This window comes from Paenibacillus agricola, assembly GCF_011440305.1.
Classification (GTDB): domain Bacteria; phylum Bacillota; class Bacilli; order Paenibacillales; family NBRC-103111; genus Paenibacillus_S; species Paenibacillus_S agricola.
On the sequence record NZ_JAAOIW010000026.1, the window covers coordinates 16185 to 29456 of the forward strand.

Here is a 13272-nt window from a genome sequence, read left to right on the forward strand (position 1 = left end):
ATGTTCACATTTACGTTAGAGATTTACACCTAATTTACACAACATCCCTGTTTGTGTCAATGCTCAAATAACTTCAAAAAAGCACTCATGCTCGCCTGGTGCTCAGTATCGCGGCTCTACCCCGCTTTTGCACCTGATTGCTATCACCCTTGCCAGGAACTGGGTATGCGAATTTTCACTACTGCCATAATGAGCGAGCTTTTTGGACCTTGATCAACAACAAAGCCGGTAGCACTTGAATAGGCTACCGGCTCGTTATTAACCCTTTAATCAGGATTATTTATTAGGATCTTCATCAATAACAACAGGCTTATCCAGATCGATTTTATTCGTTTCTGTTGTTGAATCTTTGCCTTGAATATTGACTTTGACATCAATTACCACATCGTCTAGCTTGCCTTTGTCGATCAACTGTATAATTTGATCCTTTTCCAGAATCTCTTTTACAATCAAAGTCTCCGCTACCAAACGAACCTGGTCTGCATATTTCTCCAAGGTTTCTTTGGCTTTGGCATAACAGCTGCGAATGATGGTTTGCATTTCTTGGTCAATTTCATAAGCAATGGCATCACTGTAGTTCTGCTCATGGCCAATGTCACGACCTAAGAATACCTGCCCTTGAACGTTACCAAACTGCATCGGTCCAAGCTTGTCGCTCATTCCGTATTCCATGATCATCTTACGTACAATGGTAGTTGCACGTTGGAAGTCACTGTAAGCTCCAGTTCCGATTTGTCCGATGAACAATTCCTCTGCTACCCGACCGGCTAATAGCCCTGTTACCTTGTCAAGTAATTCAGTCTTCGTATTCATCATCTTATCTTCGCCTTCTTTAGGAAGCATCATGACGTAGCCGCCTGCGCGCCCCCGTGGAATGATGGTTACCTTATGCACCATATCGGCATTTTCTATATGGTACCCAACAATGGTATGCCCCGCTTCATGGAAAGCCACCATGCGCTTCTCACGTTCACTGATGACCCGATTCTTCTTCTGAGTACCTACAACCACACGGTCAAATGCTTCGTCTAGCTCACCCATCGAAATATCTTTACGGTTACGGCGTGCAGCGATCAATGCCGCTTCATTTAACAGGTTCTCTAAATCAGCGCCTGTGAAGCCAGTTGTAAAACGAGCAATTGTTTCCAATTTCACGTCTTTGTTTAACGGTTTATTGCGTGCATGAACCTTCAATACTTCTTCGCGGCCTTTTACATCTGGTCGGTCAACCGTAATTTGCCGGTCAAAACGTCCTGGACGCAAGAGCGCCGGATCGAGAATATCAGGGCGGTTCGTAGCGGCTACAATGATAATACCTTCGTTTGCGCCAAAACCATCCATTTCTACAAGCAATTGGTTAAGCGTCTGCTCCCGCTCATCATGTCCGCCGCCTAATCCAGCGCCACGTTGACGGCCTACAGCATCAATTTCATCAATAAAGATAATACAAGGAGCGTTTTTCTTGGCATTCTCGAACAAGTCGCGAACCCGCGATGCACCAACACCTACAAACATTTCCACAAAATCAGATCCACTAATACTGAAGAACGGCACACCCGCTTCGCCTGCTACAGCACGTGCAAGCAAGGTTTTCCCTGTTCCCGGAGGACCATTCAGCAATACACCTTTAGGAATTCTCGCGCCTACTGCAGCGAATTTCCGAGGATCCTTCAAAAATTCAACAACCTCAATTAATTCCTGCTTCTCTTCGTCTGCCCCCGCAACGTCTTCAAAGGTTACGCGCTTCTTCTCTTCGTTATATAATTTTGCGCGGCTTTTTCCGAAATTCATTACTTTTCCGCCGCCACCCTGTGCGTTGTTCAACAAAAAGAAGAACAGGATGAAAATAATGACGAACGGAATAATGGAGGTAAGGAAGCTAATCCAAACGTTGTCCCCTTCCATCTTCTCAATAGTAATGTTCGGCACTTCAGACTTTTCAAACATCTGGATAACTTCTTGGTCAAAGGGCGCACGAGTCTCGAAATTCTTCTTATCCGGCAAGGGCGCATTTTTATATTTCCCGCGAACCAAGTATGTATATCCGTCAAATTTGACATTGACTGAGTCCACATTTTTCTCTATTAAGGCCTGTCGGAGCTTATCGTAACTAATAACGTCTTTCTGTTCATTCTGCGTGCTAATAAAGTGAACGATACCGACGGTGACCAAAAAAATGAGCAAATAAAAACCTGTATTGCGTATAATTCGGTTCATCCCTTACCTCCTCTCAAACGGCAACTTTGTTTATTGTACCACAGCAAGTCTGGGCATAACAAGAAATGCTAATGTGAGTAAACTTCCGGCTTTAAAATCCCGACATAAGGCAAATTACGATACTTTTCCGCATAGTCAAGTCCATACCCAACAACAAAAGCATCCGGAATGCTGAATCCTTTATAGTCTGCTTCCAAATCGGTTGTTCTACGCGCTGGCTTATCAAATAATGCAGCGACCGTAATGGATAATGCATTGCGACGCTCCAGCACATCGATTAGATAGCTAAGCGTGAGTCCACTGTCGATAATATCTTCAACAATAATAATATGCCGACCTTCCACAGGTACATCCAAATCCTTCACGATCTTGACAACCCCTGAGGACTTCGTCGATTGTCCATAGCTTGAAACCGCCATGAAATCAAGCTCTAAGGGAATCGTCATTTTTTTCACCAGGTCTGCCATGAATATAAAGGCACCCTTTAATACACAAATAACTAGCGGATTACGCCCATCAAAATCATGGCTTAGTAGCTCCCCCATCTCCTTTACCTTTTCTTGAATGTCTTGTTCACTGTAAAGTATTTCGAGAATGTCGTTTTGCAACAGAGAACCTCCTACTGAAATCAAATTAATTATAAATACTCAGACAAAAAACAAACCGAGTTTGGGCGGTAACCAAAGCGTGAGATGACCTGCGGACACCTGGCAGCCATATCACCTGCTCTTGGCTATCCATCACAATCGGGGTCTTCAGCCTGATGCTTGGCGGAATCTTGGAATCAATGAAAATGTCCTTTACTTTCTTTGAACCATCCATCCCCAGAAGGCGCATGCGATCCCCATCCTGCCTGCTTCTTACCTGTAAAGGAAACAGCAATTGCTCCGCATCGAACCAAGCGGCGTTTTGTCCATGTACCGGTGGCGCCCATTGCTCTTGCTGCGGGGCTCGCTCTAGCCATATGCTTTCAACCGTAATTCCTGTCTCTTCAATCGCCAAAACCCTCATGTCCTGCTCCAAGGTATAAGCATAGGGCTTGGGTGGTACCACATCATTATGCAGATAAATCCGATCATATTCCCTTGCTAAAACCAAGTTGCCTCCTATATGTAGGCTCAGGTTAGATGATGTTTCCCCGAGAATAGCATCCCGTATCTGCTCTAGCTTCATGAAATCTATGGAATCTGCTTCACAATCAAGACAATTCAATATTAGTTTAATCAAACGTCTTTGTAAAGCAACATGTAACCCACAGAACCATTTTTTTGACCATTCGCAGAAATCACTTTCCTGAAGAACACCTTCTTTAAAAATAGCCCTCGTCTGCATATCCATAAAATCTTGCTCAGCCGCCATCATGACGGATAAACGATTCAATGATTGTGGCAGCTGGTCATTGTATTGCCGCAGTCGGGGGAGCAGGTCCAACCGCACTTCATTACGGAAGTATTTAGTATCCAGATTACTGCTGTCCATGCGAAAAGCAAAATGGTGAGCATGGCAATAATCCAAGAGCTCTGATTTATATATACGAAGCAAGGGGCGAACAAGTTCCACATCTTTTTCAAAACGTCGGACGGGGATGCCCACTAAACCCGCAGGGCCGGTTCCGCGAAGCAGCCTCATCAGCAGCGTCTCGGCTTGGTCATCGGCATGATGGGCAAGCACAATGGCTGCCGCCTTATGCTTATGGGCTATTTCACGCAAAAAGCCGTAACGAAGCTCGCGTGCTGCCACCTGCGGATTCGTCCCTGTAGCACGAATATATGCGGGCACATCCAGATGAGCCTCTTCGAAGGTTACACCAAGCTGTGCAGCAATACCAGCAACAAACAATGCCTCCTCTTCGGACTCCTCGCCACGAAAGCCATGGTTAAGGTGCGCTACGACCAGCCGCCAATGCCAGCGTTCTGCCAGCGCAAAAAGGAGATGCAGCAGAGCTACGGAATCCGGTCCACCCGACACCGCAACGACAATGCACTCCCCTTCCTCCAGCAGCTTCTCGGATTTAATGGTTTGCTCCACTTTCGTTAATAGATCCATACGCCAATCCTTTCACTTTGCAGCCAATAATGTCGCCAACTAAGGCCAATAGATGTAAAGCGCTAAGGCAAACACCAGCAATGAGGCGGCAAACCCCAGCTTCAGCCAAGATTCCCGACCGGAAAAGGAAGCAGGCGGGCGCTTGTGGAAGCTTAAGCGACGCCATTCGGCAAGCACCTGCTTGGAGCTGGTATACTGCCCCAGTAATGCCTTCTGCAGCACAGATGCCGCTTGGCCCAGCACAGGATTGGAGTTCAGCAAGTCAATCAGAATATCTACATTGCGATTCTGAGGCAATAGCTTATCAATGCCATGCATGCGCTGCTCGGTCTCCGTGCTGCTGATCAGCAGCACGGCAAAGGCAAACAAATCATAAGCTTCATCCGCGGAGCGTGATCCCGCCCCCCAATAGCCGCGATCATACACCTCAGTAAATTGCTTGACCGACCGGCCTTTTGCTGTCACACCACCAAAATCAATCAGCTCTACATCCCCATAACCGAATACAAGCATATTCTGCACTTTAATATCGCCGAATACATAACCACGGGCATGAAGCTCGGTCAGCTTGCGCAGCACATTCAAGCCGATCAGACCAATCCAATCACGACCATTTTGCCTAATAAAATCGGAGACGGTTTGCCCTTTTATATAGCGCATCACATAATACGGGTAATCCACACCCTCGTGATGAAAATCGTCGACATCCAATAAATAATCTTGAAATGACGTATTGGATTTCGACAACACCTTCAAAGCATTAACCTCGGATTGTGTGTCTGCTGCATCAAAGCCTATTTTCAGAGCCAAATTGCGTTTTCCACGCTTTACCAAATATACCTTGCCGTTTGCACCCTCGCCTAATAATCGTTCAACTCGGTACTCAATCTGGTTCCATTTCCCTTGGATAACGGAATCCGGTTGTATCATTTGATCAAACGATATAGTCACTCAGTATCCCATCCTTGCCTGAGGGCACATTTCCTGTCCTGAATGAGGAATCCTGACCAGGGCTCTCACTCTCATTTATATCGGTAACCGTGGCGCCTATTATAAACTGGACCACTTTCAACAAGGCGGGCCCCGTTGGTGTTGTACCTCTTATGTTTAATTTATAAAACAAACGGTTCAATTTTGCAAGGTCACTCGTCCAATTCATATCCATTTCAGCCTCTTGCTGGTTAACACCAGTACCCGGAAAATGGAATACGGCCATTTCGCTTTTGCCGATCCGTGCCTGCAAGCTAAGCTGCAAATCATAAATTGCTTCCTTCACCGCCGCTAGCTTAGGCTTCATGCTGGCGCTTGTATCAATCAGCAAGGCAATTTGGATCGCTGTCGTTTCACTTAGGTCGTCAATAACCTGAACCACCTGCGAGCGCTGATCAGGAGGGAGGCTTTCAAGCTTGGCATTCCCTAAAATTTGCTGGAGCTCCTTGCCTACTGCCTGCTGGATCGTTTGGGCTACGGTTTTACGCGTCATCATTTGTACGGTTTTTGACAGATGGCGCCCTGTGACAATTCGGCTCATCCCTCCGCCTGCACTAGCGATTTCGTTGATCTCTTCTGCGGCATGCTCATCCGTTTCATGCTCATCCAGCAAACCGATTACATTCACTACGATACCCTCTGCTTTGGCGTGCGCTGCCGCAATAATGGGATTTACCCCTACATTTGAGCAGCCGTCGGTTATTAAAAGAATTTGCTTCATTACGGAACCCCCTATGACTATGAATAAGGCTAGTTTTCCCAAAATACGAGAGTCCTAAACTAGGGGGTATAGACGTAAGAAAAGGGGTTTTATTCAGGTTAGTATGTTAGCTTACAACCTTAGGCCTCTCAATGCGTTGCAAACCCGGCCAGCTAAATGTTGCCCATTCCGGCTTGTACCTTTCTACCCTCGCTACAACCACTGTCATGTCATCGTGGATCTCCCCGTAATGGTAGCGCACAATCCGTTCCAGCAAAATATCAGCAAACTCCTGGGGAGACTCGGTTTCAATTTCTGAGAGTACCCGCCTCATCCACAATTCTTTGTTAACGGCATGCCCAGGCGCATCATAAATCCCGTCGGTCATCATGACCAGGATGTCGCCAGGCAGCAATGGCAAACTAATCAAGTCGACATCGATCTCGTGGATGATCCCGACCGGTAAATTATTGGCCGTAATCGGGATCACCTCCTTGCCGCGTTTGACGAAGCTTGGCACCGACCCAATCTTCAGAAAGGTCGTATGGGCATCGTACAGATCGATCAAGGCTACATCCACGGTTGCATAGATCTCATCCGAGGAGCGCAGCATGAGCACCGAATTGACCGACTTGATCGCCAGCTTCTCTTCCATGCCGGACTGCAGCAGCTGCTGCAGGATCGAAAGTGCGGTGCTGCTTTCCACTCGTGCCCGCTCCCCGTTGCCCATCCCGTCGCTTAAAGCTACCGCAAACTTGCCATTGCCCAGCTCCAGCATACTGAAGCTATCGCCAGACATCACATCGCCGCCTTTGGCTGCAGCAGCCACCCCTGTCTCAATCTCATATTCCTTTGCCGATCCGAAAACAACGGTACTGTACCCTTCCTTGCGCTCCAGCATTTGCTCGTTTTTAACAGTAATATGCTCGTCCAAAATTTGCGAAAGCAAGGGACCGATAATTTTCCGGCATTCATCAAAGCCTTTTGTATACTGGTGGATAATCTCAATCTCGACATTGCCTTCCTCCAGGCTAATAATATCAATGCTATGGATCGATAGGCCCAGCTCTTCCAATGCGCTGCGTATTTGTTCCTCCTGCAAAAACAGCTCCTGGCCTTCCCGCTTGATTTCATTCGCCAAATCCTCCATAACCTGGGACACGCCGAACAGCTGCTCCGCTACCAGATGACGGCTGTCGACTATTTGCTTTTTCCAATGCTGGTCATTCTGGTACAAGCGGTATTGCTGCTGCATCACTTCTAGCACATGGTTGGGCTGTACGCACCATTTTTTCCACTGTGGGTGGATATCCTTTCGCTTGAGCTCGTTGCCCTGCTCCACCTCGGCCATCATATCGGACATAAATTTATACGTCTGGTAAAACTTTTCATCCCAGCATTGCTCCTTCTTCCAACAGGAGGAGCAGGCTCGGTTAGCCACCGCATTCATAAATTGGCTGACCTCCTCCTCTTGCTTCAGAGGCTCCACATCAGCGGTCACTTGCTTGAAGCTACGCGATAATTGGCGGAACACCTCTGAAAACTTCTCAACTCGATCCGCGGTAATATCCCGCACTCTTTTGGCATAATCATGCTGCGACTTCAAATTCTCTTGGGTGCCGGGCACATATTTGGCTAACATTTGGATAACCCCACGGGGTGTCAACGTAAACAGCAGCACAGCAGCTAGTGACTCCCAAGTAGAGTTCATAATCTCCGACTGGTTGCCAATGTAGATAGAAAGAATCGAGGAGCCGAGCAGCATCCCGAGCGATACCGCGAACTTGCGCCCCTCCTTCAAGAGCCCGGCCAGCATGCCCGCAAAGGCAAGTAAGCTCATCTGGTAGATCGCCGTAGCATTAGCCAGACTTAAGATTAAGCCGGTAATGACCCCTACGGAAGCCCCAAGCGGCGCCCCTCCCACCAAGGCAAACAACAGGATCAAGTAGCGGGATAACACATGCTCCAACGTGACGGGCCCTATCAACCAGCCTACGGTGCCCGTCATAACGGAGGCGAGTAAAATAATAAGGCAAATGATTTCCTCATGTCTCAGGCTGTAATTTTTACGTGTTAGCGTAAACACAGGCACTGCCTGCAAAAAAATAAGAGTCAATATCAGGCTAAGCCCTGATTCGACAGCAGTCATCGTGAACGTATACCAAGAAAGCTTAGTAGCAACTAGAACGGAGAAAAGCTGGACGAAGAATACTGCGATGAACACAATTAGGGGAGCAAAGGATATATCCGAGCGTTGGAACCGTTCTATCCCTTTTTGGATAAGAAAAAAGACGAGCATCGCCACAGCCATATAGCCGGTATGCGCAGGTGCTGCGGAAAATAAACTGCCACCGATTAAAAACAAGCCCGTCCCCACTAATAAATCTTTGCGAAGGAAATAAATTACGGCGAAGAACGCCACAGCAAAAGGCGCCAGCTGGTCCAGGATCATCGCTCTGCCCAATAAAAATGCCATCGCTAATAAGAGGATCGACCATTTATGGATAGCCAGCGATTGCATCCAACGATTCCCCATTAATTTGCTTGCCGTGTTGCGTTTGGCCTGGTGCAACCAACGGCTTTGGTTAAGACCTATTTGGCGAAAGCTTAGTAACTTTAACATATTCTCCCAACACCACCTATAATTGATTTGTGGTTTCTAGTATATCGAGAGTCTACTGTAAAGTTTGTCATAATGAGTTGGTAGATTCAAAGTTTTTTCCGACAAGATAGGAGGCCTTAAAGATCAATCAAAGATTAAGCAACAAAAAAACACCCCACCGGACAGAATGTCACGGCAAAGTGCCTTTACTTTCGTACAATAGCGGCGAAGGGAATCGAACCCCCGACCTCACGGGTATGAACCGTACGCTCTAGCCAGCTGAGCTACACCGCCACAATAAGCATGAGTATATAATAGGCTTGCCTTCTTTGTCAAGCATTTGAGCTTGGGCGATCCTGCGGGGTATAGCAGCCGACAAGCAACAAAAAGACCGCATAAGCAGTTTGCTTATACAGCCTATTTAAGCATACTATAATTAATCGCGTCGAGCGCCGCGACCTCCACGTTTCCCTTCCGTGTTCTTCTTCAGGGAAGAGATGCGTTCCTCGCTGTCTTTCAAAAAACGCGAAACTTTATCTTCAAACGTTAACTTGCCTACTGGAGCTTTGCCTCCTCGATTGCCGCGGTCACCACCGCGTCCACCGCCGCCAAAACCACCGCCGCCTCCGCCACCGCGTCCTCCACGATCGCCTCCGCCACTGCTTCCACCACTACCGCCCATACCGCCGCCACCGGAACTGCCCGCTGGTCTTTCATAGCGCTGAGGCCTAGCTGCTTCTGGAGGTTTATCTACGGCTTGCTTGATAGATAACCCGATTTTGCCGTCTTTATCCACGTTAATTACTTTTACGGTGACCATGTCGCTCAACTTCAAGTGATCGTTGACGTCTTTAACGTAATTGTCCGCAATCTCCGAGATGTGAACTAGGCCCGTACCGCCCTCAGGTAATTCCACAAACGCCCCAAAGTGAGTAATGCCTGTTACTTTGCCTTCCAGCTTGCTGCCTACTTCAATTGCCATAAAGTAAAATGTTCCTCCCTTAAATAATTAACAAAGACCTTAACAATGGAGATTATAACGTACACGCTGCAATACGGTCAACATAACCTTGAGTACTTATACCTATTTTTTAGGTTCCTTAGGTACATAAAACAACGTTTCACCTTGTTTCACATAATGCAGCTCTTTGCGAATTTTTTGTTCCACGTATTCCGGGTCATTCAATCGGACAACTTCGCGTTTGGTGACTTCATTCACTTGTTGAGTTTCTTCCCTTAACTGCTGAAGAAAACTCATCTTATCACCCTTCTCGGTCAATTTGCCGATTTGATTCCACAAAGTAACGCCAGCCCAGCTCATAAAGCAAGCAAGAACAATCATGACCAAGCGGCGTCTGCGATAAGAGCCTTTATTATTTGGTTTCGTGTTGTTGCCTGTTTGTGAGACAGCTCGCATATTAGTAAAATCCCCCTACGTCCGATCAAACAGCCGGTGAATGAACCGCGCAATCACTTGAACGGTTTTGTTATTCTTTGCCATCATGCGAACACGCCTAGCCATTGGAGATATTAACCACAAAAGCAGTTTCCACACAGTATAAAGTAATTGTAACATAACTTGATACAGGAAAATAGCTATTGCGAATAAAAATCCAAAAAATATGGCGCAAGCCCTATAAAGCAATGAAATTGGCACTATAATCAATATTTTAAACGCACGCACGCCTATCTGAATCACAAATTTCAAAAATTGTATGAGCTTTAAGACTAGCTTTACCACAAGCCCACTGAATAACCAAAAGTAGACAACCATCCCTACCAGCAGTCCGATGAATATAAATAGCCTTACCTGGCCCCAGTTAATGTCATACAATAGCTTAAAAATAAGTAACGTGCCCAGGATCCAAAATACCACATCCCAAAAATAATAGGCATACCGCGGCATTCGAAAGTAATTAGCAAGCACTCGGTATAAATCAAACAGCCCGCCTAAAGATAGGCCTCCCAGCATCATCATGCCCATCGTAGCAAATTGGATATGCAGGGTCATTTGAACAGCTTGCCCCATATGCCCTTGGACTTGCCTTGTGAATTAGCATCCACATATATTAGAGCATTCACCAGACCTTCGATGACGACCAACCCTTGCTCAAGACTCAGGTTTTTGATATGCAGATTTTGTCCTTTGATCATGAGAAAGCCATTCTCCGTTTCCAGCGAAAACTCTTCACTGTCGAAGCTTTCCACATTCATCACACCCGTTACCTCAAGCAGCTTGCGGTTGAGCATTTTGATTTCCTGCCTTTTCACTTTCCCCTGCTCGATGGCCATTATCTGGTTCCTCCCCCATTTCGGAATATCGAAATATAGCTTAAGCTCCTAAAGCTTGTATACTATACAAATATGGGGGGAGACCTAAGATTAGAACACAAAAAGAGACTGAAACTTCAGTCTCTCTGGCCTTGCCATAGCTCGTTTTTGTGCATTTCTTCCTTGAGCAGCGTGTACATATGGGCTGCATCATCCTTGCGGGTTGATTCCGTAAGCAGTTCAACACGAACCGTAACATCCTTTTGCCCGAATTGGATCTTAAGCTCATCTCCGACCTTAACCGCACTGCTCGGCTTAGCATCTCTTCCGTTGATCCAAATACGCCCCTGATCGGATACATCCTTAGCGACAGTACGCCGTTTGATCAGACGCGACAACTTCAGAAATTTATCAAGACGCATTATTTTACCGCTTCTTTAAGCTTATTTCCTGCTTTAAAAGCAGGAACAGTGGACTCAGGGATGGAGATTTCTTTGCCCGTTTGCGGATTGCGGCCTGTACGACCGGAGCGCTTGCGGGTTTCGAAGGTACCAAAGCCGATCAATTGGACTTTATCGCCTGTGGACAATGCATCTGTAACTTCACCCAGAAAATTGTTTAGAACCGTTTCTACATCTTTTTTGTTAAGGCCGCTTTTCTCGGCAATATTGCTGATCAAATCCGTTTTATTCATCGTTGACATTTCCTCCTCAAAATAAGCATATTGGTATGTATTCTTTATACCTCAGGAAAATCCTGCTAAATGGATAGGCGATCTTAACATTTTTTTGCTTCCTGCCATAAGGCTTCCATCTCTTGTACATTAGCTTCGGCTAAATTTTTGCCCTTTAAACGCAATTGCTGTTCAATATAACCAAATCTTTTAAAAAATTTACGGTTTGCCTCTGCCATCGCTTCCTCCGGCTCTATGCGCAAAAACCGTGCTAGATTGACAACAGAGAATAGCAGGTCTCCCAGCTCCTCTTGCTGCTCGGCTTTGGACAAGGAAATGATCGCCTCCTTCAATTCAAGCCATTCGGATTCGACGACCTCGACAACTTCCTCTAAGCGGTTCCAGTCAAAGCCTACAGTGGAGGCTTTTTTCTGTAGCTTATAAGCCTTCATAAGACCTGGCAACTCACGTGGTACGCCAGATAATAAGGGAAGCTGCTCCACGTCGATGCCTTTCTTGCGCTTTTCCTCCTGCTTGATCTGGTTCCAATTCACAAGCGCCTCCGCCGAGTCCCCAGCAACTGCCTCACCGAAAACATGTGGATGGCGGCGAAGCAGCTTTTCGTTAAGCGTGGCAATGACATCCCACACATTAAAGCTATCCTCATCAGCTTCAATCTGCGCATGCAGCATGACCTGCAGCAGCAAGTCTCCAAGCTCCTCAGCCATATGGTCCGGATCTTCCTCATCAAAGGTTTCCAACACTTCATACGCTTCTTCGATTAAGTTTTTACGCAAGGATTGATGCGTCTGTTCACGATCCCACGGACAACCTTCTGGACTACGCAAAATATCAACAATTTCGTGAAGACGTGCAAAAGTTCGATTGCGCAAACGATCCTCGTCAGACCGCGGTATCCAAACTAAAGACAAGTTGCCGAAGTCCTGCAGATGGTCCAGCTCATAAAGCGGAACACGGTGAATTTTCTCTTCACCTTCAACGCCCAGGGAGTGGCCTACCACAATCTCATGCTCGTCCGGGTATAGCTCCATAAGGGTCAGCTTGACGTCTGAAGCGGTATAAGTATCGTAAACCTGGGCAATCACCGTATGCAGCTGCGGGTTCAAGCTGTAGATCGACAAATCCGATCCGTTCAGCAGTTGAAAGCCTTCTATCGGGTCAAAGCCGAGACGCGTGAAGGCTTGGTCAAGGAAGCTCTCCCCTCCTAGCACCGTTAGCTGTATGCCTTCTTCCGGGCAACGCACCTTAAGTAGCTGCACGGTCATTTCAGCAACCATCGGATGCCCGGGGACGGCGTATACAATTTCGCTCTCTGCATCATCATGGATACTAGCTTTGGCTTTGGCCAACAGTTGGGTGGCAATGGCCTCGTATACCTGTTCAAATTGGTCGTTGCTCTCATATAGTGAATCAAACGACTGGTAGGCAATGCCATTACGGGTTAGCATCTGGACCATTGGATGTTGATCGGTTCGTAAATATAGCTGTTTTACTTTTTGTAATTTTTTCCAAATACCAAGCGTTAGTTGATTTTCATCCCCCGAGCCTAAGCCAACGACAATTATGTGTGGTTGCATGATTGAATCCTCCTGTTGTTTTCTTACCCTCGCTTTTCACCCTCCCAAACCCTCCCTATAGGGAGGGCTCCAAAGAGCTGTGCCCTCTGGACTCCCCCAAAATCCGAGGAGTATTCTTGCTTTGGAGTTGCTTAGTTAGTTATGTGGGTATAATCGCTTTCGTCCCGTTGGGACA

General features: G+C 46.8%; 13 protein-coding genes and 1 tRNA gene. All 14 read right to left on the bottom strand.

The annotated features are described in order from the left end of the window. Window positions 1–276: 276 nt before the first annotated feature. On the bottom strand, window positions 277–2217 hold the full coding sequence (gene ftsH, locus G9U52_RS35640) for an ATP-dependent zinc metalloprotease FtsH (RefSeq protein ID WP_166157189.1): 1941 nt from the start codon (window positions 2215–2217) through the stop codon (window positions 277–279). A 68-nt stretch (window positions 2218–2285) separates the two neighbouring features. Next, window positions 2286–2825 carry a hypoxanthine phosphoribosyltransferase gene (hpt, locus tag G9U52_RS35645; protein ID WP_166157192.1) on the bottom strand — a complete coding sequence of 180 codons (540 nt, stop codon included), beginning with the start codon at window positions 2823–2825 and terminating at the stop codon, window positions 2286–2288. A gap of 25 nt (window positions 2826–2850) precedes the next feature. After that, window positions 2851–4263, bottom strand: coding sequence for a tRNA lysidine(34) synthetase TilS (tilS, locus tag G9U52_RS35650; RefSeq protein ID WP_166157195.1), 1413 nt, complete (start codon window positions 4261–4263; stop codon window positions 2851–2853). 39 nt (window positions 4264–4302) lie between these two features. After that, window positions 4303–5214 (bottom strand): protein kinase domain-containing protein, encoded by a 912-nt coding sequence (locus tag G9U52_RS35655; protein WP_311764983.1) that lies wholly within the window; start codon window positions 5212–5214, stop codon window positions 4303–4305. Continuing rightward, window positions 5198–5974 (bottom strand): vWA domain-containing protein, encoded by a 777-nt coding sequence (locus tag G9U52_RS35660; protein WP_166157198.1) that lies wholly within the window; start codon window positions 5972–5974, stop codon window positions 5198–5200. The genes G9U52_RS35655 and G9U52_RS35660 overlap by 17 nt, the downstream gene beginning before the upstream one ends. A 106-nt stretch (window positions 5975–6080) precedes the next feature. Further along, the gene (gene spoIIE / locus G9U52_RS35665) at window positions 6081–8576 is read right to left on the bottom strand and encodes a stage II sporulation protein E (protein WP_166157201.1); all 2496 of its coding nucleotides are present in this window, start codon (window positions 8574–8576) and stop codon (window positions 6081–6083) included. Window positions 8577–8775: 199 nt separating this feature from the next. Then, window positions 8776–8849: transfer RNA gene (locus tag G9U52_RS35670), tRNA-Met, on the bottom strand. A 142-nt stretch (window positions 8850–8991) separates the two neighbouring features. Further along, window positions 8992–9537, bottom strand: coding sequence for a S1 domain-containing RNA-binding protein (locus G9U52_RS35675; RefSeq protein ID WP_166157204.1), 546 nt, complete (start codon window positions 9535–9537; stop codon window positions 8992–8994). A 102-nt stretch (window positions 9538–9639) separates the two neighbouring features. Then, complete coding sequence (locus G9U52_RS35680; protein WP_166157207.1) at window positions 9640–9972, bottom strand: FtsB family cell division protein; 333 nt, start codon at window positions 9970–9972, stop codon at window positions 9640–9642. A 15-nt stretch (window positions 9973–9987) separates the two neighbouring features. After that, on the bottom strand, window positions 9988–10584 hold the full coding sequence (gene yabQ, locus G9U52_RS35685; protein ID WP_207953415.1) for a spore cortex biosynthesis protein YabQ: 597 nt from the start codon (window positions 10582–10584) through the stop codon (window positions 9988–9990). Then, window positions 10563–10847 (bottom strand): sporulation protein YabP, encoded by a 285-nt coding sequence (yabP, locus tag G9U52_RS35690; protein WP_166157212.1) that lies wholly within the window; start codon window positions 10845–10847, stop codon window positions 10563–10565. Before yabP ends, yabQ begins: the two co-directional genes overlap by 22 nt. 116 nt (window positions 10848–10963) lie before the next feature. Next, entirely contained in the window at window positions 10964–11248 is a 285-nt protein-coding gene (locus G9U52_RS35695; RefSeq protein ID WP_166157215.1) for an RNA-binding S4 domain-containing protein, read from the bottom strand. Beyond that, window positions 11248–11520: an HU family DNA-binding protein gene (locus G9U52_RS35700; RefSeq protein ID WP_166157218.1), complete on the bottom strand. Its 273-nt coding sequence runs from the start codon at window positions 11518–11520 to the stop codon at window positions 11248–11250. The genes G9U52_RS35695 and G9U52_RS35700 overlap by 1 nt, the downstream gene beginning before the upstream one ends. 83 nt (window positions 11521–11603) lie before the next feature. Continuing rightward, a complete protein-coding gene (gene yabN / locus G9U52_RS35705; RefSeq protein ID WP_166157221.1) occupies window positions 11604–13097 on the bottom strand; it encodes a bifunctional methyltransferase/pyrophosphohydrolase YabN in 1494 nt (497 codons plus the stop codon). Between the last annotated feature and the right edge of the window lie 175 nt (window positions 13098–13272).